General features: G+C 33.8%; 20 protein-coding genes, 2 tRNA genes and 2 rRNA genes. 3 read left to right on the forward strand and 21 right to left on the reverse strand.

What is annotated here, in order from left to right; genetic code table 11:
- Window positions 1–21 precede the first annotated feature (21 nt).
- From QTL86_RS12350 to QTL86_RS12385, 8 genes are all read right to left on the reverse strand, one after another.
- Window positions 22–94 (reverse strand) — tRNA-Ala (locus QTL86_RS12350).
- 53 nt (window positions 95–147) lie between these two features.
- A tRNA-Ile gene (locus QTL86_RS12355) sits at window positions 148–221 on the reverse strand.
- A 5-nt stretch (window positions 222–226) separates the two neighbouring features.
- Window positions 227–344: ribosomal RNA gene (gene rrf / locus QTL86_RS12360) — 5S ribosomal RNA — on the reverse strand.
- A gap of 144 nt (window positions 345–488) precedes the next feature.
- Window positions 489–2015, reverse strand: a 16S ribosomal RNA gene (locus tag QTL86_RS12365).
- A 323-nt stretch (window positions 2016–2338) separates the two neighbouring features.
- Window positions 2339–3028 carry a CvpA family protein gene (locus QTL86_RS12370; protein ID WP_013656098.1) on the reverse strand — a complete coding sequence of 230 codons (690 nt, stop codon included), beginning with the start codon at window positions 3026–3028 and terminating at the stop codon, window positions 2339–2341.
- Window positions 3029–3030: 2 nt separating this feature from the next.
- Window positions 3031–4215 (reverse strand): DUF5711 family protein, encoded by a 1185-nt coding sequence (locus tag QTL86_RS12375; RefSeq protein WP_127065904.1) that lies wholly within the window; start codon window positions 4213–4215, stop codon window positions 3031–3033.
- A 172-nt stretch (window positions 4216–4387) separates the two neighbouring features.
- Entirely contained in the window at window positions 4388–5848 is a 1461-nt protein-coding gene (locus QTL86_RS12380; protein ID WP_410494983.1) for a glycogen synthase, read from the reverse strand.
- Window positions 5849–5947: 99 nt separating this feature from the next.
- Window positions 5948–7234 (reverse strand): LysM peptidoglycan-binding domain-containing protein, encoded by a 1287-nt coding sequence (locus tag QTL86_RS12385; protein ID WP_190283541.1) that lies wholly within the window; start codon window positions 7232–7234, stop codon window positions 5948–5950.
- A gap of 308 nt (window positions 7235–7542) precedes the next feature.
- Between QTL86_RS12385 and yyaC the strand changes: the two genes are divergently transcribed.
- Window positions 7543–8112, forward strand: a complete 570-nt coding sequence (gene yyaC / locus QTL86_RS12390) for a spore protease YyaC (protein WP_127065901.1) — start codon at window positions 7543–7545, stop codon at window positions 8110–8112.
- On the opposite strand, the gene QTL86_RS12395 is transcribed toward yyaC, so the two are convergent.
- The 9 genes from QTL86_RS12395 to QTL86_RS12435 form a co-directional block, all read right to left on the reverse strand.
- Window positions 8109–9200 (reverse strand): PTS transporter subunit IIC, encoded by a 1092-nt coding sequence (locus QTL86_RS12395; RefSeq protein WP_190283540.1) that lies wholly within the window; start codon window positions 9198–9200, stop codon window positions 8109–8111. The genes yyaC and QTL86_RS12395 overlap by 4 nt on opposite strands.
- Window positions 9201–9322: 122 nt before the next feature.
- Window positions 9323–9841 (reverse strand): transcription repressor NadR, encoded by a 519-nt coding sequence (locus QTL86_RS12400; RefSeq protein WP_127065900.1) that lies wholly within the window; start codon window positions 9839–9841, stop codon window positions 9323–9325.
- A 254-nt stretch (window positions 9842–10095) separates the two neighbouring features.
- Window positions 10096–11442: a glucose-6-phosphate isomerase gene (locus tag QTL86_RS12405; protein WP_127065899.1), complete on the reverse strand. Its 1347-nt coding sequence runs from the start codon at window positions 11440–11442 to the stop codon at window positions 10096–10098.
- A 256-nt stretch (window positions 11443–11698) separates the two neighbouring features.
- On the reverse strand, window positions 11699–12445 hold the full coding sequence (locus QTL86_RS12410) for a hypothetical protein (protein ID WP_127065898.1): 747 nt from the start codon (window positions 12443–12445) through the stop codon (window positions 11699–11701).
- A 180-nt stretch (window positions 12446–12625) separates the two neighbouring features.
- Window positions 12626–15103 (reverse strand): hypothetical protein, encoded by a 2478-nt coding sequence (locus QTL86_RS12415; RefSeq protein ID WP_127065897.1) that lies wholly within the window; start codon window positions 15101–15103, stop codon window positions 12626–12628.
- 459 nt (window positions 15104–15562) lie between these two features.
- A complete protein-coding gene (locus QTL86_RS12420) occupies window positions 15563–16300 on the reverse strand; it encodes a 5'-methylthioadenosine/adenosylhomocysteine nucleosidase (protein ID WP_127065896.1) in 738 nt (245 codons plus the stop codon).
- A gap of 341 nt (window positions 16301–16641) precedes the next feature.
- Window positions 16642–17043, reverse strand: coding sequence for a heavy-metal-associated domain-containing protein (locus tag QTL86_RS12425; RefSeq protein ID WP_013656087.1), 402 nt, complete (start codon window positions 17041–17043; stop codon window positions 16642–16644).
- Between the two features lie 37 nt (window positions 17044–17080).
- A complete protein-coding gene (locus tag QTL86_RS12430) occupies window positions 17081–18031 on the reverse strand; it encodes a tocopherol cyclase family protein (protein WP_190283539.1) in 951 nt (316 codons plus the stop codon).
- Window positions 18032–18091: 60 nt separating this feature from the next.
- Window positions 18092–18571, reverse strand: a complete 480-nt coding sequence (locus QTL86_RS12435; RefSeq protein WP_013656085.1) for a MarR family winged helix-turn-helix transcriptional regulator — start codon at window positions 18569–18571, stop codon at window positions 18092–18094.
- A 133-nt stretch (window positions 18572–18704) separates the two neighbouring features.
- Here QTL86_RS12435 and QTL86_RS12440 point away from each other — a divergent pair, with 133 nt between their 5' ends.
- Window positions 18705–19046: a DUF5658 family protein gene (locus QTL86_RS12440; protein WP_127065894.1), complete on the forward strand. Its 342-nt coding sequence runs from the start codon at window positions 18705–18707 to the stop codon at window positions 19044–19046.
- 104 nt (window positions 19047–19150) lie between these two features.
- On the forward strand, window positions 19151–20035 hold the full coding sequence (locus QTL86_RS12445) for a DUF368 domain-containing protein (protein WP_410494984.1): 885 nt from the start codon (window positions 19151–19153) through the stop codon (window positions 20033–20035).
- Window positions 20036–20454: 419 nt separating this feature from the next.
- Here QTL86_RS12445 and QTL86_RS12450 read toward each other — a convergent pair whose 3' ends face one another.
- From QTL86_RS12450 to QTL86_RS12465, 4 genes are all read right to left on the reverse strand, one after another.
- Window positions 20455–22065, reverse strand: coding sequence for a CTP synthase (locus QTL86_RS12450; protein WP_410494985.1), 1611 nt, complete (start codon window positions 22063–22065; stop codon window positions 20455–20457).
- 244 nt (window positions 22066–22309) lie between these two features.
- Window positions 22310–23371 (reverse strand): methyl-accepting chemotaxis protein, encoded by a 1062-nt coding sequence (locus tag QTL86_RS12455; RefSeq protein ID WP_410494986.1) that lies wholly within the window; start codon window positions 23369–23371, stop codon window positions 22310–22312.
- 29 nt (window positions 23372–23400) lie between these two features.
- Window positions 23401–24459 (reverse strand): undecaprenyldiphospho-muramoylpentapeptide beta-N-acetylglucosaminyltransferase, encoded by a 1059-nt coding sequence (locus QTL86_RS12460; protein ID WP_410494987.1) that lies wholly within the window; start codon window positions 24457–24459, stop codon window positions 23401–23403.
- Between the two features lie 14 nt (window positions 24460–24473).
- Window positions 24474–25628 (reverse strand): NADP-dependent malic enzyme, encoded by a 1155-nt coding sequence (locus tag QTL86_RS12465; RefSeq protein WP_013656079.1) that lies wholly within the window; start codon window positions 25626–25628, stop codon window positions 24474–24476.
- Window positions 25629–25720 lie beyond the last annotated feature (92 nt).

A 25720-nucleotide genomic window follows, 5' to 3' on the forward strand; every position in this document is an offset into this window, starting at 1 on the left:
ATTGTCCTATTGTAAGGACAGTGGAGATTAAGGGATTCGAACCCTTGACCCCCTGCGTGCAAGGCAGGTGCTCTCCCAACTGAGCTAAACCCCCATATGGTGTTTTTTATTATTGAGTTAATCCTATCATCACTTCTTAAAAGTGAATAGGCCCGAGTGGACTCGAACCACCGACCTCACGCTTATCAGGCGTGCGCTCTAACCACCTGAGCTACGAGCCTATAAAATGTGGCAACCACTTACTCTCCCAGTCAGTCTCCCGACAAGTACCATCAGCCGCTTAGGTCTTAACCTACGTGTTCGGAATGGAAACGGGTGTTTCCCCTAAGCGCATCATCACCACAAATTTATTAGAATTCAATTTTACACTAGATCTTAAGCAACACCTCACCGCCGTTTCACTTCGGTTCGGTGCTTTGATAGTTACATCTAGCGATGAACTCTCAAAGCAAAACAGTAACTATTAAACCTTCGATTTCTATCCTTAGAAAGGAGGTGATCCAGCCGCACCTTCCGATACGGCTACCTTGTTACGACTTCACCCCAGTTATTGGTTTTGCCTTAGACGGCTCCCTCCCCGAAGGGTTGGGTCACCGGCGTTGGGCCCCCCCAACTCCCATGGTGTGACGGGCGGTGTGTACAAGACCCGGGAACGTATTCACCGCGACATTCTGATTCGCGATTACTAGCGATTCCAACTTCATGTAGTCGAGTTGCAGACTACAATCCGAACTGGGACTGCTTTTTTGAGGTTTGCTGACTCTCGCGAGATCGCTTCCCTTTGTAGCAGCCATTGTAGCACGTGTGTAGCCCTAAACATAAGGGGCATGATGATTTGACGTCATCCCCACCTTCCTCCAAGTTATCCCTGGCAGTCTCTCTAGAGTGCCCAACTCAATGCTGGCTACTAAAGATAGGGGTTGCGCTCGTTGCGGGACTTAACCCAACATCTCACGACACGAGCTGACGACAACCATGCACCACCTGTCACCAATGTCCTAGCAAGCTAGGAAAGAAGGCATTACCCTTCGGTCATCGGGATGTCAAGTTTAGGTAAGGTTCTTCGCGTTGCTTCGAATTAAACCACATGCTCCACCGCTTGTGCGGGTCCCCGTCAATTCCTTTGAGTTTCAATCTTGCGATCGTACTTCCCAGGTGGAATGCTTAATGTGTTAACTTCGGCACCGAGACCCGTAAGCCCCGACACCTAGCATTCATCGTTTACAGCGTGGACTACCAGGGTATCTAATCCTGTTTGCTCCCCACGCTTTCGTGCCTCAGCGTCAGTTATGGTCCAGAAAGCCGCCTTCGCTACTGGTGTTCCTCCGAATCTCTACGCATTTCACCGCTACACTCGGAATTCCACTTTCCTCTCCCACACTCTAGTTCATCAGTTTCAGAAGCAGCTTAGAGGTTGAGCCCCTAAATTTCACTTCTGACTTAACAAACCGCCTACGCACCCTTTACACCCAGTAAATCCGGATAACGCTCGCTCCCTACGTATTACCGCGGCTGCTGGCACGTAGTTAGCCGGAGCTTCTTAGTCAGGTACCGTCATTTTTTTCTTCCCTGCTGATAGAAGTTTACAATCCGAAGACCTTCTTCCTTCACGCGGCGTCGCTGCATCAGGCTTGCGCCCATTGTGCAATATTCCCCACTGCTGCCTCCCGTAGGAGTTTGGGCCGTGTCTCAGTCCCAATGTGGCCGTTCACCCTCTCAGGCCGGCTATGGATCGTCGCCTTGGTGGGCTGTTATCTCACCAACTAGCTAATCCAACGCGGGTCCATCCTATGCCGATAAAATCTTTACTATAACAATCATGCGATTGTCCATAGTTTATGCGGTATTAGCGTTCGTTTCCAAACGTTATCCCCCTGCATAGGGCAGGTTACCCACGCGTTACTCACCCGTCCGCCACTAAGTTCTAGGAGCAAGCTCCTATCACTTCGTTCGACTTGCATGTGTTAAGCACGCCGCCAGCGTTCATCCTGAGCCAGGATCAAACTCTCATATAAAAGTTTGTCCGTGTAGTATTTCTACTACTGACTATTTTACTTAGTACAAGTTGTACTGATTCTCATCTCTTATTAGAGACGTAATGAATCGACTGGTTTATAGTTACTATTTTGTTTTCAAAGTTCATTTGTCGACGCCGACTTTCCTCAGCGACGTATATTATATTATCATGTCATTTTACTAGTGTCAACTACTTTCTACCATTTTTTTATCCTTTATTTTTATGTTTTTAAATAAGACTTGTGATAAAGTAATAAGTTATTTTATCGCAAGTCTTATTTAAAAATTAATTATTTTAGACCGTATTCCTACACGGCTCTATTTATATATGAAACAAATAATTATATACCATAATTATTAAGTTATTTTCATACAACCATTTCGATAAATAACTTGATTGTATTTCTAAATAAATACTTTGTATACTAGGTATCTCAATCAAGATTGGAATAATAAGCCCAACGATAGATAACATTAAAATCCCCTTAATAATCCCTAAACATAGCCCCCCTTGTTTATTAAATGTTGAAATAATGGGTAAATGCTCGATAATTCCTGATAAAAGTTTAATAACTGTGGTTAATATTATCTTTAGAACTACCCATGTTAAAAATAGTGCTAGCATCCCCATAAGCATTTGAGTAACATAAAGACTTATATACTCTTTAATATTAGTAGCACCCAATAAGTCATACATAGCTGTATTGTTATTATTTTTAACCTGTTCAACAAGTATATCCGGCATCCATGTAATATTTTTCGTAATAGCATCTCCCTGTGATTGTAAGCCTCCACCAAATGAAATATCTTCTACCTTCTTACTAATAGTCTGATAAATCCACGTATAAACTGGTGTTATCCTTAATAACATCGTCATCATAGGATAAACAATAAAAGATAATACTAATGCTATAATTGAAGTTCCAAATGTCAAAATTGACTTTATAAAGCCTCTTTTATAGCCTATTATGCCAAAAATACTTACTACGATAATAACACTCAAATCTAGCATTTCTATTTTCTCTCCTTCTTTGGGGTAAGTAAAATAACTTTTTCTTTATTTATGGCAATACCTCTCTTCAAAGTAGTAGAATAAATCACCTTACTAACATCTAGAGTAGGACTATATTCAAAAATCAAGTTTCCTAATCTGTCATATCCCTTAAAGATTCCCTCACTTTTATAAACTACTCCACTTGAATCTGAATAAAAACTTTCGGCTCCTTCTTTTAACTGTAATTTAAATATTTCTTGACCTTTCGAATTCAAATAAATTAATTGATCCTGGCGATGAATAATATTTTGAGCTGGTTTTTCACTTATAATAAGAGGGAGGTACCCATCACCGTATTTACTCATTTCCATTATATATGGAGTAAATACTGAATATAAATTGCTCTTTGTTGTTTGTTCGTTCCCTTCGGTATCATACCATGTTACCTTTTTATCGCCTACACTTACTAAAGTATTCTCATTTATAAATTCAAGAGCATAGATAAGATTATCTTTTTGCTTTATTCCATATTTAATATTATCTAGTTGTTCTGTCTGTTTATCAGTAACATCAATTCCTATTAGTGTTGATACTACTTGTGGCTCATTTATATTTATGTAGCTGACAAGAAGCAAGTTGCTATTAGGAGATATTTCGGCTACTATTGGATAGCCATCATTTTCTATAAAGCTTGTCCTTTTGCATATAAATTTACCGCTCTTATCGTAAGCAGTTACAGTATGAGATTTTTCACTTTCTTCTATAGTTACCATACTTCCTTCTTGATTGACAGAAAAATAAATGATTGGATTAGTTGTAGTTATTTCAGTCTGTCTTCCTTTATCATTAAATAAAATAACACTTTTTCCATCTTTGCTTCCTACTGCAATATACGGTGTCCTCTGCTTAACAATAATGCTATTTAAACTTAATGTATCTGACCAAATTTCTTGCTTATCAAAATCATATGCTGTAATTCCATCTGTAGTTATCTTATAAATTTGTTTGTTATTTACTCCAACATACGTTTTCTCTTTAGTATCTAATGTTAATATAGTGTCACTTTCTATCAAGGTTGCTTGTCCTTCATTATGTATATTAATCCATCCCTGAAGCTCTGCTATGTAAACAAAGATTCCCATAACAATAATGAGTAGTATGATATTTGTAATTTTAAACCGACGTTTTTTAATAACATCTGTCATTCTGTTTCCTCCTCTATTAAATCCCTTCTTTTATCATACAACACATAGAATTTTTTTCAAAGAAAGATTTAAAAATGAACATAATAAAAGGCCCAACATTTTACTTAGTGTAGCAGAAACTTTTATATTTCTATTTCTCCTTTTTAAGCTATTATGTTGTAGCCCTTTATTTCTAAATCATTGTCCTATATAATATTTGATATTTCTTTGCTGCATCATCCCAAGAAAAGTCTTTTTTCATTCCATTAATTTGCATTTGTCTGAAATGTTCTTTTTCATTGCTATAAAACCATTGAGCCTCTTCTATTTTTTTATACATCCAATATCCTGAGCATTCCTCAAATTCAAATCCGGTTCCCTCTCTAGTTTCCATATTATAATGAATAACTGTATCTTTTAATCCACCTGTTTTTCTAACAATAGGTACCGTCCCATATCTCATAGCAATAAGCTGCCCTAAACCACAGGGTTCAAATAAAGAGGGCATTAAAAACACGTCGCTAGCAGCATATATCTTTTGTGCTAAAGCCTCGTTAAAAGTTAGAAATACATTGGCTCTTCCTTGATACTTATATGCAAAATGTTTAAACATATCCTCATACTCTTTTTCACCTGTTCCTAGAATAACAAATTGAACATTAAGTTGCATAATTTTATCCATAACCCACATATTATAGATTTGTTCTTTCATTAAATCAAACCCTTTTTGGTCCGTAATCCTAGACACCACACCAATCAACATTGCATCTGTTTGTTCTAATCCATATTCTTTTTGAAAAGCTACCTTGTTCTTTTTCTTTTTATCCAATGTGCTCTCTGTATAATTCTCATATATATACTTATCTGTTTCCGGGTTATATATATCATAATCTATGCCATTTAAGATGCCTTGAATTTTATAATAAAGCTTCTGCCCTAATAAACGATCTAATCCACATCCATACTCATTAGTTTTAATTTCTTCTGCATAAGTAGGGCTAACTGTTGTAATTTTGTCCGAATAAAGTAAACCTGCCTTCATATAACTCACAGCACCATGATATTCGATACGCTCTGGTGTCATATAGTCATTTGTTAACTCTAAAACATCCAAGGCTTCTCTGCCAAATAGACCTTGATATTTTATATTATGTATTGTATATACTGTTCTAACTTTAAAAAAAAATGTGTCTCTACTGTACATCTCCTTTAAAAATAAACAAATCGGACCTGTTTGCCAATCGTTGCATTGAATAATATCTGGCATAAAGTCTATATATCTGAGCATTTCTAATACACCTTTGCAAAAGAACGCAAAACGTTCATAATCATCTTGATATCCATATAGTTCTGGTCTTGAAAAATAGGTATCACTTTTTAAGAAGTAAGTCGGTACAATTTGGTCATCATAATAAATACCGACACCTTGAATACGCCAACCTAGATATACATCATAGCTTGTTAAAAAATGTTTATCATGTTCAAAAAATTTATTTCTTATAGATTGATAGTATGGCATTACCACTCTTGCATCCACACCTTGTTCTCTAAGTTTCTTTGGTAATGCTCCAATAACATCTGCTAATCCACCTGTTTTTGCATAAGGAGCAACTTCGGATGATACAAATAAACATTTAAGTGTAGCGTCTTTCACTTTTATTCCTCCGATTCTAAAAATGATATACTTATATATTATCATACACTTATTTTTGTTTATTTGCACACAATTATTTGTTTTTTTACTATTTTTGCGTTATTTCTGCTTATAAATAGGTAACTTTAATTCTTGTCCTACATATATTTGATCTGTATTTTCAATATTATTAATTCTAGCTATATCTATTGATTTTTTAGCTTCCCCATACTTTTTATAACTAATGTCTGCTAGGGTATCACCTACTTGTACTACGTATACTTCGTAATCTTGGTTTTCCGCCAAAGAAGTTGATTGATTTTCTTGTTTATTCTCGTTTATTCCTGTACTTTGCTGTGTTTCTTCAGCTTCTTCTTTTACCTGTTCATCCATAATTCCAGTATCTGAAACTTTTAAATTTGTCTCGTTTCCTATAGTTGCCGGTGTAATTGCTAAATTGATATCTTCACTAGTCATTTGATTCATTGTTGCATCACTATTTGCCACTACTGTATCTGCTAATCTTTTATTATCATTCATTTTTACAATAGCAGCTGTTAATGCAATCAAAACGACGCTTGCTATCATAACTGTAAAATTTAAATTTTTACGTTGAGTATATTCAGTCTTTCTTATCTTACCTATTTCTCTAAATTGATTAACAACTGCATCTCTCATTTCCTCTTTCGCTCCATTATTAAATGGATGATCCAACATATACTGTTGCATTGCTTCATTTCGTTCGTAATACATACAGTATCCTGTCTGTTCTTTTAATTCTTCGTCTTCATAGACAAAAGCAGTTTCTATCTTATTTATAGCATCCACTAATAAGCAAATACTTCCACTCCCCTCAAATACACTTTTATGTTCCCTTACTTCTTTCATCGTTAACATAGTTCCATATCCAGGTTGCATATGCATCCAGCCAATAATATCTTGATCTTTAAAATAGCACTTTCTCTTCTGCTCTATATCTTCTAGGACATTACCATCTATCCATTCACTATCTTCTGCTAGCAGCTCCATGTTAATAGGAATAATACCTCTTACAACAGCTTCTTTACTCTCTCCATAGATCTCTCCTATTAATATTGCTGAACTTTCCTTTGCTAAATCAGCCTTTGCTAATTGATAAATATATGTATATACATAATCTTCAATGAAGATGTGATATTTACAATCCATCTCTCCAATTATCTTGAGATTATCTAACTTTTCATGATTTTTTTTGTTACTGCTAATAGCAATAATCTTACTATCTTCATTAACTTCTTCTATATTTTCTTGGCTTGTACCATACCTTAGTAATTCTTCTCTTTCCTCTAACATATCTACAGATTTCTGTAAGTTCATCTTTCTCCCATGGTCTTGTTTTCCTTGGTTCTTTCTTGGTCTATAACTCATTTTTCCCACTTAAATCACCTTCCATTTTTATCCATTTTTATTTATATCATACTATACAGAAGGTTAATATTTTAATGTTTGTTGTCGATGATTTCACTTTTTTTATTGCCATATATAACATTTATTTTTTGCTTTTTGATATTTTATTCAAGAATTCATTATTTTTCTTAATTATATAGACCATATTTTGTATAAATTGTGTGATTACTACAGATAACTTATATGTAAATAAATCCCATATGAATTGGTAAATAAATCACAACAAAATTGGAAGACTATAAAGAGATTTAGAAAGTGGTGATATATTTATGGATTTAGGTTATAAACGTAGTTCCATCTACATTAATGTTAACGAAGAAAATCCTCTTAGTTTATTTTGTAAGCACTTTTCCTCTTACCTATCACTTTATTTACCTCTTCATCACAATGAGCTTGTAATTGTCTGTATCGGTACAGATAGAGCTACTGGTGATAGTTTAGGTCCCCTTGTTGGCTATAAGCTTAAAGAACTTTCTTATGAACAAGTCACCCTATATGGTACTTTGAACGATCCCGTCCATGCTAAAAACTTAGAAGAGACTTTAGAAACTATAATAAAAGACCACCCCAGAGCTTTGGTGGTGGCCATAGATGCTTGTTTAGGTGCTGCTGAAAATGTTGGTTGCCTTACACTAGGTGAAGGCTCCATTAAGCCTGGCGCAGGCGTAAAAAAGGATTTACCTCCTATAGGACATATCCATATCACTGGTATCGTTAACTTTAGCAGCTTAATGAATATGGTCATACTTCAAAATACCAGATTATCACTTGTCATGAAAATGGCTGATACCATTGCTTCTGGTATAAAGTATTGCTTATGGAGATATTATCAAGATTAAAGATCTAGCTTTAAGTCATTATCTCTAATCCAATTTTTCTTTCTCATTATCTCTGCAAATATCCAAGTAAGTATTGCAGGTAAAACAAAACAGATAAGTGCAATCTCTATTAATAATATGATATTATTAGTTCCTTTTTCTAACATGGTTTGCCACATTAATAGTGGACCTACAAGTCCTGAAGTTCCCATTCCTGATCCAGTTGCAATATTTTCTAATTTAAATACGACTGTTGATAGAGGTCCTGTAATTGCACTTGCTAAAATAGGCGGAATCCATACCTTAGGATTTTTAATAATATTAGGCATTTGTAACATAGAAGTTCCTAGTCCCTGTGCTACAAGTCCATTTACTTTATTTTCTCTGTAACTCATTACAGCAAAGCCTATCATTTGAGCTGCGCAGCCTGCTGTTGCTGCCCCACCGGCAATCCCTGATAAATCTAAAATGACACCAATGGCTGCAGAGCTAATAGGCAAAGTTAAAAATATCCCCATTACCACTGATACGACTATTCCCATCAAAAAGGGTTGTAATTGCACTGCTACTTTAATAAGTTCACTTAAAAGAGTTGTAAAAGCAGATAAAGAGGTTCCTATCTTATACGCTACAAAGCAACCTGATATAATTGTTACCGCTGGTGTTAATAAAATGTCTAGCTTGGTTCTTCCTGATACAAGGCGTCCAATCTCTATTCCAATAACAGCTGCAACAAATGCCCCCATTGGATCTCCTGGGCCTGATAATAAAATACCACTTTCTGTTATAATCGCTCCCGCTACTAATTTAGCACCATACGCACCTACTAAACCATTTAAAATACTAGAATACATAACAAGTTTGCTTGCCTGTAATTGATGTGCAACACCTACAGCAATTCCTACTCCCGTCATAACTGTTGCTAATGCCCCTAATTGCATTAAAAATTGTCCTATCCATATATTGGGCATAAATGAGCCTATTTGCTTAATAATAGTCCCTATAAGTAGGGTAGAGAAAAGTCCTAGTGCCATACCACTTAGGCCTTTTATTAGATACCTATCCACAAACTTTTTTCCATATGTACGCCACGTTTTTATATTATCCATTATTTTTCTCCCTTATCTTGCATTTTACATACAATATATCATGTGTCATGTCACCAGTCAATTAGCCTTGTCTTTTAACATAAAAAGAACATCATTTGTAGATGATGTTCTTTTTATGTTAACTATGAATGTGTCACTAAATACCCTTTAGTATTTAATTCCTCTTCTATAATATCTAATTCATCTTTACTACTAGCTTCAATAGTATGCATATGCATACCGTCAGTTAAACTTAACAGCGTGCTAGCCTTTGTCTCTTTTAGCTTTTCCACAAACTGCTTAACCTCTCTACGCGTTTTTATCATTAAGCCTGCAACTACTTCTCCATAGACAGGATGCATAATAATCACATTTCTTACACGCCCACCATTATCAATAATAGTATTAAGTTCATCCTCAGCTTCATCATGTGTATGCTTAACCCATATTACCCGTTGTAACATGTTAGATGCATCTTGATTAAGAATATACCCTCTTGCAGTAGCCAATATATCATATCCACTTGCACGAAGTAATGCCACATCTTGAACGATAACTTGTCTACTTACTTTAAAATGCTTAGATAAGTATGTTCCACTTATAGGTTTTGTTTCTCTTTCTAATAATTTTAGTATTTCTTCCCTTCTTTGTTCTCCATCCATTGATTACACCCTTCTCTGAACTTATGTTTTAGTTCTATAATCAAATTATAGCAGATAAGTACTAGGGTTGCAAAACATCCTATTCTATAAATAAGTCCCTGGAAACTCAAATTAAACATTTCCACTCATTACTACAATAAATTGTTATTTTCCTATATTCAACTATGAAAAATGATATTTTTCATTCAAGGAAAGCCTTATAAATGAGCTTATATGGCTTCATTTATAAGGCTTTCTTTGATTTATCTATAATATTATTTATTAAGTCTCGCTAAAAGTGTTTCTCTAAGTGATTCAAATCCTTTTTTGCCTAAAAGTGCAAACATATTTTTCTTATATTCTTCTACACCTGGTTGGTCAAATGGATTAACTCCTAATAAATAACCACTAATACCACAGGCTTTTTCAAAGAAGTAAATAAGTTGTCCCATATGGTAAGCATCAATAGCTGGTAAGTTAACAACCATATTAGGTACTCCACCATCTACGTGAGCAAGAATAGTTCCTTCATATGCTTTTTTATTAACAAAATCCATTGTTTTTCCAGCTAAATAATTAAGACCATCTAAATCAGATACTTCTTCTTCAAGTACAACATCTTTTCTTGCATTTTCTACATTTATAACTGTTTCGAATAACATTCTTTGACCATCTTGAATATATTGACCTAAAGAGTGAAGATCTGTAGAAAAGTTAACTGATGAAGGATAAAGACCTTTTTGATCCTTGCCTTCACTTTCTCCGTATAATTGTTTCCACCATTCACCGAAATATTGTAAACAAGGTTCATAGTTAACAATAATTTCTGTTGATTTCCCTTTTCTAAGAAGTGCATTTCTTACAGCTGCATATTGGTAGCAAGCATTTTCTTCTAAATTTGGTGTTGCAAACTCGACTCTAGCATCTGCTGCACCTTTCATTAATTCATCAATATCAATCCCTGCTGCTGCAATAGGTAAAAGTCCTACTGGTGTTAAAACGGAGAAGCGACCACCTACATCATCTGGAATAACAAAGGTTTCGTATCCTTCTTCTTTTGCAAGTGTTAATAGAGCTCCTCTTGCTTTGTCTGTTGTTGCAAAGATACGACTTTTAGCTGCTTCTTTTCCATACTTTTCTTCCATAAATTTTTTGAATACACGGAAAGCAATTGCTGGTTCTGTTGTTGTTCCTGATTTTGAAATAACATTAACGCTTACTTCTTTGCCTTCACATACATCTAAAAGGTCCTTTAAGTAAGTTCCAGAAATATTATTTCCTACATAATAAATTTCAGGTGATTTTCTTTGGTCTTTGCTTAATGCATTGTAGAAGGTATGACTTAAAGCATCAATACATGCTCTAGCACCTAAATATGAACCACCAATACCAATTACAATAAGTACGTCTGAATCTTTTTGGATCTTTTCTGCTGCTGCTTTAATACGTGCAAATTCATTTTTGTCATAATCTACTGGTAAATCAATCCAACCAAGAAAATCGTTACCAGCTCCTGTTTTGTCATGTAGCATTTTATGTGCGGTTTCCACATGTTCTTTGAAATATGCTACTTCATGTGCTTGTACTCCTGTTTTAGAGTAGTCAACAGTAATTTTACTCATGAGTTAAACCTCCTAATTTTCGACAGGTTAATTTATTTTTTAACTATTTCATTATAATTCAATTTATCTTTGAATGAAATAGTTAATATTATTCTAGCTACCAAAATTTTTATGATATAATATAACTATTATAAGCACTTTAGTTAATATTTATTATTATAGCTCTCCTCTATAAACATCTTAACTAAATCCCCCCCCATAAATTGATTAATTTATAGGGGGATAGTGTATCTTTTTTATTCTGTATTTTATATCATCAATCACTTAGATGATTAATAAACATAGCAATGTCTTTTTCTGTTAACCTTTCCTTTGATTTTACTTGAGGGACACTTATTTCTTTTTCTTGTTTTTTCTTATTGCAATTTTTTATTGGCTTAGTGTCAAAATCTTTTTTTTGAGCTTTCTTTAATAAAATAAGTTCTTTAGCTTGTCCCTCTTCTAACATTCTTTCATCCTTATTGTTACTTACTTTAGTTTTATTATTTGTTTGAAGAGGATATGTATTTAAAATATAATCTTCTACTAATACAATCATTGCTTCTTTCTTTTCTTCTAGTGCCTTTACAATAATAAATATTTCTACGCCTATTGCTAGTAGTATACTAGAAATAATGACAATTATACCTTCTAAAGAAGTATTAATATTATTGATGAACCCAATGGCCATTTCTAGTATAATAATCCCCCACATAATGTACTTTGCCTTATTAGCTACATTATTTACTCCTATAAAAGTGAATTTACCTATATATTCTTTAAGCAAACTACTTTTTATCATACTATATAAGTCTGTCACTTGATCTTCTTCATTAACGTACTTTTCATGGCGATCTAGAATATCAGCAATAAATGCCACACTCTGCTTTGTTCGATATGCTCTTTTACTTGTATAAATTTGGATACTCTTTTCTATTTCCTTATATTTTTTCTCAAGCATCATATGGCATAAAACAATAATAAATATGATAGCTATTTCAAACAACAATAAGAATATTAACATTTTTTCATCTCCCTTTATCTTATTTACATATTTTAACATTTTTAAAATATTTTGTATATCATTAATTTAATTCTCATACATTTGCTTTTTGCTTAGTCGCTATTAAGTATAAAAAAACAACTAACACAAAATGGTCAGTTGTTTTTTTATACTTAATCATTATTATATGCTATTTATTATTTAATTAATCTTAGTTAGGTAGTAATATCTAGCATCTACATCAATATTACTACTTCCAGTTTGTTCCTTTGCCACATTTCTTCCATCAATAGTAATATAGGTTTTTATGCCGTAGGTTATAGTTGCAGTAAGTTTCTTATTTTGTTCTGCTACAACTGCAGTCTCTACGTTTTCTACAATATATTTATTTACATCTTTGGTCAATGTATTAGGTAACAAAATTCTAATTTTGTATTCTCCATAATTCAACAATCCTGCAGGGTATTTAATTATCATTTTCTTATTCACATTATCTAAAATTATATTTGTAGAAATAGAATTATTGAGTTCATTAGTTAGTGTACTATCATAAGTATATTTAGGTGTTACTGTATCTGTTTCTAGTCCATCTCGTTTATATACCATAAAACGTATACTTTCAGCTCGTGATAAATCAAATGGTGTAATGTCAGTAGCTGCTTTATTGAAATCTATTTCTGCTTGACCTCTTAAAAATTCATCTAGTAGTGGCTTAGTTACTGAAGTATCTTCTTCTAACTTGGTTACAAAATCAATATTAGTTGTAGAAAAAGGAATGATTTTACTTCCGTTGAGTGTCATTGCATTTACGATTGCAGCAGCAAATTTCTTTTCTACGAACTTCATTTTTATGATTGTTAGATTGGGATCACTTGTATCCCTAGCAAATTCTTCTGCATAATAAGTTTTACCTGTTGCAGCATCTACTATCTCCATATAATAGTCCGTTGCTACTCCTAGCTTTTGTGATCCTATGTCTTTTAGATAGCCATAAATTGTACCATTTGAATAATTATCAGGATGTAACTTTAAACTAGGGTCAGAATTACTTCTGATAGAAAAATCTAGTCCTGTTCCTATTTTAGTAACTCCATCCTCTTTATAACATTCAAATGCATATACCTTTAAATTGGGAATGCTATTAGTAACATCAAGCTCACCAATCTTATTATTACTCATAAATACTTCTGATTTTAATGTAACTTTTGAATGTCCTGTATCACGGTTATAACCTCCGCCAAGTGCACTAATAATACTTCCATTATAATTTGCCGCACCAACATAAAGCTCACTTTCAATTGTTATTTTATTCGTACCATGTGAACCTTCTTTACCTGTTCCAATACCAGCAGCTCCACCTGAACCATATGCATGTTGAACTTGCGTATTCTTTATATAAATCTCTTGAAAGCCACGAGAAAGACCTCCGCCTATACCTGCTGCTCCTCCTGAGCCTTGTGCCAATCCAATGATTCCATCCAACAGCTTAATAACTTCATTTCCAGTTCCTTCACACCCTGTTCCTATACCTGCTGCTCCCAATCCACCTATTGCTTCTTGAATAAACGGATCATTATCTACAGGTGTTTCCTCTCCAATAACTATCAGACTACATCCTCTTTCACTACCGCCACCAATTCCTGCTCCTCCTTTAGATGAACCGTCATCAGAACCATATGCTTTTATGATTCCACCTGTTATGGTAACACTTTCAACAGCTCCCTGAGCTCCTGCTCCAATCCCGGCTCCTCCTAGCCTACCTCTAGCTTCAACTTCTCCGCCTTTTATTAATACCTTAAAACCTTTGCCCCCATTATCTTGTGAACCACCACCGATGCCTGCTCCTCTATCTCCACCTTGTGCCTTCACGGTTCCTCCCTCAATGATAATGTTTGTTGCATCAGCTGCCTTCATATATGCAGTACCAATCCCCGCTCCTCCACTTCCTCCTTGAGCGTTGATTATTCCATCTTCAATAATGATATCTTGTTGCTCCGTTGAAGCACTCTCACCAGCCCCAATTCCAGCTGCTAGATTTCCACCTCTAACGTTAATGGTTCCACCTTTAATGACAATTTTTCCGTTTCCTTGCTTTATGGTGTTATAATTACTTCCACCAATTCCAGCCGAACTATTCCCTGCCTGTATTGTCAAGGTTTCTGAATTTGTAGGTGCATCAATTTCTAATGTATTACCCGTATATACGGCTATTCCATTTGCCCCAGTACTTACTATACTATTCTCACCTTCTATGATTAAAGTTGTAATAGAAGTATTTCTTGTTACATCTATTCCATTACCACTTACACTCATTTTTAAATCTTGTATCGTAAGATTTAAAGGTGTTGTTCTTGTTTGTACGACAATAGATAGCCCGCTATATATCTTGCTTGCATTACCTTTAATGGTTATATTGCTTATACTACTTGGTATTTCAATACTCTTATTTCCAGTACTGGTATCTAAACTAGATATATCTAAAATCTTATTGTTTATAGTCGCTAAATAAGCCGCATCTATAGTGCTCCATCCTACTGGGACTATTTCTTCCTTTACTGCAGCTCCTGTATTTTTACCTACAGTTGTGCTATTTCCCTCTGCCAAGATAGGCACTGTGGCAAATGCCATACTAGCACATACTGCATAGACCAATACCCCTTTAAATAGTTTTCTTTTCATACGCTCCGCTCCTTTTAATTATTTTTAATTTGCGATTATAAATATCCACTCTATCTTTTATATTCTTACGAACACATGTAGTCTAATTATATTTTATTATATTTTTCTAACTTTTTCAAATATTGATTATGTATTATCTTGCTGATTCGTCTTAGATTTTAATTACCTTTTATAAGTTCCACCTTGTCTTGGTGTAAATAATTGTCCCCTGTTAGTTATTTGAATGCAATTTATTACACCATCTCTCTTCTGTCCTATCTTTAGTGCTTCTTTCATTAATTCTTTGATTTCAAATCTTGCCTATAAGCAATAAAAAAGGACTAAACTTCATGAAATGTGAACTCCCCTCAATAAGCTAGACCTAAAAGTCTAACTTATTGGGGCACATTATCATGAGCAAGGTTTAGTCCTTTTTTATTGCTTTATTCTTATATTTCCTACCATTAAATCTATGATATTTTATGCAAGGTGTTTTAAGATCCCTTCAATCATCTTACTAGCATTTTTAGCTGCTACATCTACAAATTCTTCGAAGTTAACATCTGCACTTTGGTCTGCTTTATCAGAAATAGCTCTGATAATAACAAATGGTACTTGATTTAAGAAACAAGTATGTGCAATCGCTGCGCCTTCCATTTCTGCACAATATGCTGTAAAAGTAGAATAGATATCTTCTTTTACTTTCATGCTACACACAAATTGGTCACCACTAGCTACTCTTCCTACATATACTTTACCTGCACCTTTAAGCTTTTCTGCAGCTTTTTGAGCGGCTTCAATGAGCTTTTGGTCAGCTTCAAAGTAAGTTTTTTTCATACGTGGAATTTCCCCTCTAGGATTTCCTACTGCTGAAGCATCCATATCGTGCTCTACCGTATCACTAGAAATAACAATATCTCCAATGTTGAGTTCTGGATAAAGACCACCTGCTACTCCTGTATTAATAATGTATTCTGCATGGAATATATCTACTAAAACCTGTGTACATACAGCTGCATTTACTTTACCAATGCCACATCTTACAAGTACAATCTCTTTTTCTCCTACTGTTCCTACGTAGAAAGTCATACCTGCTATTTCTTTTTGCTCTTTAACTTCCATTTTTCTTTTAAGAGATATAATCTCTTCATCCATTGCACCTATAATTCCTATCAACCTTGTATCTCCTTCCACTAAATCGGCTTTTTCATTTAGCATATAATTTATCTTTTCTTTCGTTATAATCTTAAGCTAAATAAGATACTTTGGCAACTGCTTCTCTTTTATTAATTAGATTATGAAATTAATGCCTATCCTTTTAACCTCATAGTTTTTAACAAAATATACTTTGTATATGCCATATATAGGGACATCGTAACTTTTTCTAATAACTTCATTAATTCTGTTTCCTAATAAAATTCAACTAAAGTGTGTATAAAATAGCACAAGCTATTTATATGAATTAATTTGCATTCTTTATTATCAATTAATGTTATATCTTATATAACACCTTGGTATAATATGCTCTCCTTTAATGAAATTATTTCTTAAGCATTGTCTTACTTTAGTTTTCCCAATTGAGCAAGTAGAACTGGCCTCATTTTTTGCCATACCTTTTCTACATTCTCTCCTTCATTTCCCTGCATATCCCAGCCTGCCTTAATATCATCATAATAATCAATTCCCACATCGATCATAACCTGTAACCAGTTATATACCTTCTGTACACTTACTTGATTAGGGTCATAATTAATCGTCAATATACCTTTATCATAATCTACATCAATATTATTAATACCTGGCATTAACGTTATAGCTTTCTGAGCATAGGTCTCATATCTCTTATATTCATCTTCTACTTTTTTAATCTGTGCCACATAAATTTGAAGTTTACCTGGAGTATTGGATACGACTTCTAACTTAATCATATTTTTTATAAATTGTTTTTTTATTCCTAACATATCAAGGCTCCTTTCTTTATAGTTACCTTATGTCATTTCACTTAAGTTTAGACGTATTTCCTCCAATTTTTAAATGGGCACATTCTCCAATATCCTCGAAAACAGTTCTTCCTCCTTGTGTTACCTTAACTTCTATTTTTGAATCTATACACTCATAAACATCCCTAATAAGATGTCCCATTGGCGATGCTATTAGTGGAACATCTTCTTTGCCAAAAACTTTAAGGTCAATTACCTTTGATTTTTCTGTGATAATCAAATGAATATAACCTTTGTAGCGATATAATTTGGCAATATGAGCCCCGGTATAATTAGCATAAATTTCTGTTTTATCATTAAAATAAAAGGGCATAGCAAAAGCAGTATAATAATTCAAAAAAATCGGCATTCTAGCCACTCCTACCATCATGGCAGCATCATGTTTTTGAAAATGATTACACTGCATCCAAAGCCATACATTTGGAAAACTTTTTCCCCAATCCTTGTCTAAAGCTCCTCTTCCTTCATCAAAACTAATTTCTTTATTGTTAAAATTAATTTCTCCCATAATAATATGGGTTAAAGATAATACCTCGTGATAAGAATTTAAAAAAGGCAGCCATTTAATAGGACCCATTAATCCCGGTCTCCAGAATTTTGTTTCTAACTGCTTTCCTTGGGAGAAAATAATCTTCCCGTTTAATTGAAATTTCTCTTCATCTAAATCTAATTGAATAAAGTCTCTTGATAAAACATTATTTTCAATAGTTATACTATCACTAGTATAGCTAAATGCTTCAATAGGGTATTTTACAATACGATTCAAATGCGGTATATTGCTACCTATTTGTATAAAAGCGTATTTTTCTTTTCCTTGTAGTAAAACGCCTAGAACTATACTCAGCATATGTTGTTTTGAGGCATCTACTAAATAGACATGCCATCTTTCAAAGTAATCGGTTTTCTTTAAACTTCCATAAAAAAATTCTTCTTTATTTATAATTCCCATAGTAGCACCTCTTTTTTTCATACTACTATAGTTTTGTCATTTCATTATAAGAATATACTTTTATTTGTCATTGCTTTTAGCAGGATCTTTCTTAGATAAAACGCTATAATTATCTTTAAAAAATTGGTTAAGTCGTTGCATAGAAGCAATCAGTACCTCATTGTCTTGATCTGATAAATTATCTGTCATTGTTCTTACCATTTTTTCATGAAAAGCCTCATGAACACGATAAGCTAATTTTCCCTTTTTAGAGAGTCTTATTTCCACATAACGTCTATCTGTTTCTGACCTTTCCCTTAAAACATATTCTTTCTTAACCAAACGATTAATAGAAGTAGTCAACGTTCCCACTGTGATACCTATTTGACTCGCTACTTCTGTCATTGTTCTATCCTCTAAGCCTATGGCTTCTAAAACATGCATTTCTGTAATAGATAAATCACTAAAGTGTCCATTTTTTAGAGATTCTTTCTCTATATTAAGTATGTCATTAAATAATTCTACTAATAGCTCATTTACAATCTTAATCGAACCTTCCATCTTTCCCTCCGTCGCTCCTTTGACTTCATTTATAAAGCCTTGATAAAGAAAGTTTAAAAGGGTGAACTTATCTTGTCAAGCACTGCTTATAAATTTCTATTTTTTTGTCAATAATTGTTATAGGAGGTGCACAATGAAACTTACTCACGTAGAAGCTTCTAGAAAACTTATTCGTAAGTTTTGGGGGCTTTATATTTTAAACTGCACAGATATACTTTTTACTTATACCTTTTTAAAAACCGGAGGCTTTTACGAAGCTAATCCATTTATGCGTTCTATTGTTACTAATCCTTACTTGTGTTTACTTATAAAAGTTATTTTGCCTGGCATAGCTATACTCTTCTTAGTTCACTACTTAGAGCATAATACAAAACCACTTGCTCATATTTGTCAATGGGCTGCCAATTTTATCATTTTGGTGTATTTTCTTATCAACACCCTGCATATTTACTATTTTTTTACAATCATCTCCTAGAATTTAGCTTGCTTAGCTTTGTAGCCTCATATATACTTATTTTAATATTAACTACAAAATGTGACTTGTTTCAAAGGAACAAATAAAATTCAGTGAGGTACATTATGATTGTCTTTAATTTAATTCGCGGTATGTTTATGGCATTTGCCGATAGTGTTCCAGGTGTTTCAGGAGGTACTATTGCATTTGTTATGGGATTTTATAATCAGTTTATTGATTCTATTAACGCCCTTACATCTCGTTCTTCTAAAGAAGAGAAAAAAGAAGCACTTATTTTTTTATTAAAAATAGGTATAGGCTGGGCAGTAGGTATGATTATATCTATTCTTTTTATTGCTTCTATATTTGATACTTATATTTATCATGTTAGTTCTTTATTCCTTGGCTTTATCATATTTTCCATTCCTCTTATTTATAAGGAAGAAAAAGAAACTATCAAAGAAAATACTAAACATGTAATCTATTTACTTCTTGGTATCATTATCGTAGCACTTATTACCTATTTTAACCCTGTTTCAGGTGGTAGTGGCGTTGAAATAAGTAGTAATCAATTTTCTTTCGGCTTAGGCGTATATGCTTTTATTGCAGGTATGATTGCTATCTCTGCTATGGTTTTACCAGGTATTTCAGGTTCTACTTTACTATTAATATTTGGACTATACTCGACTATTATCACAGGTGTAAAAGACATTTTACATTTTAATTTTGCTTCACTTCCTTTAATTATTGTTTTTGGTATAGGTGTATTAGTCGGTATTGTTAGCGTTGTCCGTATTATAAGTAAGCTACTCAAAACTAAACGTTCACAACTTATCTATTTTATTTTTGGTTTAATGATTGGCTCTCTTTATGCTGTTGTTATGGGGCCAACTACTTTAGATATTCCTAAAGCACCCATGTCATTATCCACCTTTAATATTATTTTCTTTATTATAGGCGCGCTTATTATCTTCGGTTTAGAAAAACTTAAAACCATTATGCAGCGCTAAATCTTATTGGCTCATTTTTATTATTATTCCTTATAAGATTAAATAAAATCATCATTTACTATTTGTAGTGGTGATTTTATTTTAAAATTTTAGGAAAAAGCTATTCTGTTTACATATAGCTTATTGAAGTAGTTGTTCTCTGGTTTCTACTTCCTATATACAGCATTAGTTTTCCTTTATCCAAAGTCATAAGATAATAGGCCTTAAACATGTAACACATCTTATGAACTCCTCACTGGTTAATTCTTTGTAAAACACCCTTACATTTACTTTACTAATAGCCTCCAGGTTTTGAGGAGTAACTTAGAAGCTAAATAGCCTAGTAAATAGGGACTAATCGCAAATAATAGACCAGTTTGGAAATATAAATAGGCTTAAACTCTAGAAAAAGAGTTTAAGCCTATTTATACTGCTTTTAATTATTTTATTTCTTGTTTAACTGCTGCACCTACAAAATCTTTGAATAATGGATGAGGTCTATTTGGTCTTGATAAAAATTCTGGATGGAACTGTGCTCCTACAAACCAAGGATGCTCTTCAATCTCAACGATTTCTACTAATCTATCATCAGGAGATGTTCCTGTTATTTTTAAACCTTTGCTTGTTAAAAGGCTTCTATATTCATTGTTATATTCATAGCGGTGACGGTGTCTTTCTTCTATTTGTTTTGCACCATATGCAGCATATGAATTACTGTTTTCTTTAAGTACACATGGATAAGCTCCAAGTCTCATTGTACCACCTAAATCTTCAATATCTTTTTGATCTGGCATAAGATCAATAACTGGATATTTTGTATTTGGTGCTAGCTCTGAGCTATGAGCCCCTTCAAGTCCTGCTACATGTCTTGCAAATTCAATTACTGCACATTGCATACCTAAGCAAATTCCAAAGAAAGGTACTTTATTTTCTCTCGCATAACGTACTGCTTCAATCTTACCTTCTACACCTCTATCTCCAAAGCCTCCTGGTACTAAAATACCTTGTACATCTTTGAAAATTTCAGCCGCATTATCTTTTGTTACTGTTTCTGCATTAATCCAATCAATGTCAATTTCTGTACCATGATAAATTCCTGCATGATGTAATGATTCTACAATTGAAAGATAAGCATCATGTAATTCTACATATTTACCTACTAAAGCAATCTTAGTTACTTTATCTCTATTTCTTTCTTTTTCGATCATTGCTTTCCATTCTGTTAAATCCGGCTGTGGACAATCCATTCCTAATTTTTTACATACAATTTTAGCAAGACCCTCTTCTTCTAACATTAAAGGTACTTGATAAAGTGTCTCTGCATCTAAATTTTGTACAACACAATCCTTATCTACATTACAGAATAATGCCATCTTATATTTCATATCTTCTGAAATAGGATGCTCACTGCGACATACTATAATATCTGGTTGAATACCTATAGAAAGTAACTCTTTTACAGAATGTTGAGTAGGCTTTGTTTTCATTTCTCCTGATTTAGCAAGGTATGGAATAAGTGTTACATGAATGTATAATACATTTTCTCTACCCACATCTGTGGCTACTTGTCTAATTGACTCTAGGAAAGGTAAACTTTCGATATCTCCAACTGTCCCACCAATCTCTGTTATAACAACATCAGATGTCTCACCAGTATTACCTACACGATACACACAATCTTTGATCATATTTGTAATATGAGGAATAACTTGTACTGTTGCACCTAAGTAGTCACCTTTACGTTCTTTGTTAAGAACAGACCAATAGATTTTACCTGTAGTTACATTGCTATACTTATTTAATTTTTCATCAATAAATCTTTCATAATGCCCTAAGTCTAAATCTGTTTCACTACCATCGTTTGTTACGAATACTTCTCCATGTTGGTAGGGGCTCATAGTACCTGGGTCTATATTAATATAAGGATCAAATTTTTGAATAGTAACTTTCTTTCCTCTTGCCTTTAACAATCTTCCTAAGCACGCTGCTGTAATCCCTTTGCCTAAGCCAGAAACTACTCCGCCTGTAACAAAAATATATTTTGTAGACATCTTTTTCACCTCAACCGTATATTATATTTCTCACACTAACCTTCTTATTGTATTATTATAAAACATTTGTGTCAAGTAATGTATTCCTATGTTACTTTATTTTAGAATTTGTTTTATTCATTTTTTTATCCTTGTTTTTAAAAACTGATAGTAACTGGAAATTTACTTTGTAAGCTCAACACAAAATTCCCCCATTGCAGAGGGGGAATTTTCATATTTTCTATATCAAACTCATACCTAAATATTATTTACCACTTAAAATCTTGTAACTATTTAATTCTTTTAATGTATCCATTAAATCTGCATATATTCCTGTTAATGCTTTAATAGACTGAGTCGCTGTTACTAACACTTGGTCTGTCTCCTTTAACTCTAAAGAAGCCGTCTTTACACAATCAAAGTTAGTCACTGCACTTTGCGCCTTACTTTGTTTAATGCTACTTTCTACTTCACTCACATACCCTGTCATTGTCTCAATTTCATTTTTAAGTAAATCTGTATTAGTTTTACTATCTTGAATATTTCTGTCTACTTCTTGAATTTCTGTCGTTATTTTTTCAATTCCTATAGTTGTTGCTTCCACTTCTTCACTCGTTTTCATAGAAGCATTCTCTAAATCGCCTAAAAACTGTGTCATATGATCTAGTAGTTCTTTAGTGCCATCAGATAGCTTTCTAATCTCCTCTGCAACTACAGCAAAGCCCTTGCCAGCTTCTCCTGCTCTAGCTGCCTCAATAGAGGCATTAAGTGCTAATAAATTAGTTTGTTCTGCAATTGAAGCAATACCAGAAATATTACTTGTAACATTCTGAGCTGTTTCTATAAATGTCTTAACCTGTTTTTTCATGGATTTTCCAGTTGTATTAATCTCTGTAATAGTTCCTGTTATAACAACTAAGAGCTGTTCCATATGCTTTGTACGTTCAACAGATGCCTGTATCTTAGCATTCATCTCTTTAACCAATTCCGTCATACCTTGTGATTTTTCAGAGATTATTTCACATTGAGTATTTCTAGAATTACATTCTGCTACTAATGAGTTTTCCAATCCTGATAATTCATTAATATGCTTATTGATGAATTGTCTACTTTCATCAACTTGATGAACTATATGGCTTACTTGCTCATCAAAACCCTCTATTCCTTTAGTCATATTTTGAAGTTTCTTCTTAATAGCAATTATCTCTTCTACTGTTTCTGCTTTTAGAAGTGCTTTTTTACTATTGTTAATTTCTTCTAGTAAGATTTCTAGTTCCCCTTCTGCTAGCTTTCTCATCATTTCCACATTTTGCTTATTATTAAACATGCTCATCCCCACCTTCTAATGCTTTTTATCTATTGATATTTTTGTATTTCTAACATAATCTTTTGTATGCCACTAAGCTTCGTTGCCTCTCTCATCCTATTTATATAATTATGACGGTGTTCATATACTTCATTAAGCATCTTACATAAACTTTCTCTATTAAGTTCTTCTTCAAATAGTACCTCACAATAGCCTTTTTTCTTCATTGCCTCTGCATTGAGGATTTGATCACCTCTACTTGCTGCTGCTGAAAGTGGGACAAGAAGACTTGGAATATTAAGTGCAATAATTTCTGCTATTGCATTAGCACCAGCTCTTGAAAGCATAAAGTCCGCTGCCTTTAATAAATGTGCTAATTCCTCTCCTACATATTCAAACTGTTTATAACCTTGTTTATTTAAGAGGCTTTCATCTAGATTATTCTTACCACAAATATGAATTACATTGAACTTAGTTACTATGTCAGGTAAAGCTTCTCTTAGTACTTCGTTAATCTTTCTCGCCCCTAAGCTACCCCCCATCATTAATAAGGTTGGCTTATCATCTTTAAAACCACAAAGCTCTCTAGCAATCTTTTTATCACCTTTAAATAATTCTTCTCTAATAGGTGAACCTGTGTAAACACCTTTATCTCCAACATATTTTAATGTTTCTTCAAAGTTAACACAAATTGTTTTAGCTTTCTTAATAGCAATTTTATTTGCAAGTCCTGGTGTCATATCAGATTCATGAATGATAACCGGAATTTTAAGTTTGTGCGCAGCTAGTACCACTGGCACTGTTACATAACCACCTTTTGAAAATACCACCTGAGGTTTAATTTCCTTTAACAACTTGCAAGCATCAAAATAGCCTTTTATTACTTTAAAAGGATCTTTTAAGTTTTCTACTGATAAATAGCGTCGTAACTTACCTGAGGCTATGCCGTAATAAGGTATATTAGCTTTTGTGACTAAGTCTTTTTCAATGCCTTGATGACTCCCGATATATTTAATATCCCATCCGGCTTTTTTAAGACTTGGTATTAATGCTAAATTTGGTGTCACATGACCTGCTGTGCCCCCACCTGTAAGTACAATTGTTTTCAACTTTTAGTCCTCCTTTATTTACTTGCCATTTCTATAACAGCTTTTGCTACAGCATCTGCTACACCTGGTGTAAATGGCTGTGGTAAAATATTTTCTTCATTTAATTCTCCGTCACTTACCATACCTGCAATAGCTACGGCTGCTGCAATTTTCATATCTTCTGTAATTTGCCCAGCTCTTGCCATAAGTGCACCTTTAAAAATCCCTGGGAATACAAGTACATTGTTAACTTGGTTTGGAAAATCTGAACGCCCTGTACCTACTACTCTAGCACCTGCTGCTTTTGCTAAATCTGGCATAATCTCTGGTACTGGATTAGCCATAGCAAATACAACTGCATCATGATTCATACTTTTAATCATTTCCTCAGAAACAATCCCAGGCGCTGAAACGCCTACAAATACATCTGCACCTTCAAGAGCTACTTTCAAGTCGCCTCTTAATCCTCTTGGATTCGTTACTTTTGCAAGCTCAGTTTGTGCCCAGTTCATCCAGTCTTCTTTTATTTCTAGTATGCCCATTCTATCTACTACTGTAACATCTTTAAAACCATAATGTAAAAGAAGTTTAGTAATAGCAATCCCAGCTGAACCTGCACCATTAACAACTACTTTAACTTCTTCCTTTTCTTTACCTGCCACCTTAAGTCCATTGATAATCCCTGCTAATACAACAATAGCTGTACCATGTTGATCATCATGAAATACCGGAATATCTAATTCTTTCTTAAGGGCTTCTTCTATTTCAAAGCATCTTGGTGCTGAAATATCTTCAAGGTTAATACCACCGAAGGTAGGTGCGATTTGTTTTACAAATTGAATAATTTCTTTAGTATCTTTTGTATCAATACAAATAGGAATTGCATTGATTCCTGCAAATTCCTTAAAAAGCACCGCTTTTCCTTCCATAACTGGCATTGCTGCCTCAGGTCCAATATCACCTAAACCAAGTACTGCTGTTCCATCCGATATAACAGCAACGGTATTACCTTTCATTGTATATTTATAAACATTTTCTTTATCTGCTGCAATCTCTTTACATGGTTCTGCTACACCTGGTGTATAACATATAGATAGTGCCTCTCTACTATCTACTTTAGCCTTAGAAGTAACTTCCAACTTCCCTTGCCATTTCTCATGCATCTCTAAAGCTTGTTCTCTTAGGTTCATTGTTCTATCTCCTTCTTCCATCCCTTACCTTTAATCATAAAAGGTAGTCTTAGTACCTCCTCCAGTTTGCTTGGCTAACCACAAAAAACTTA

Origin of the sequence: Cellulosilyticum sp. ST5, from assembly GCF_046529625.1 — a bacterium.
Lineage (GTDB): Bacteria > Bacillota > Clostridia > Lachnospirales > Cellulosilyticaceae > Cellulosilyticum > Cellulosilyticum lentocellum.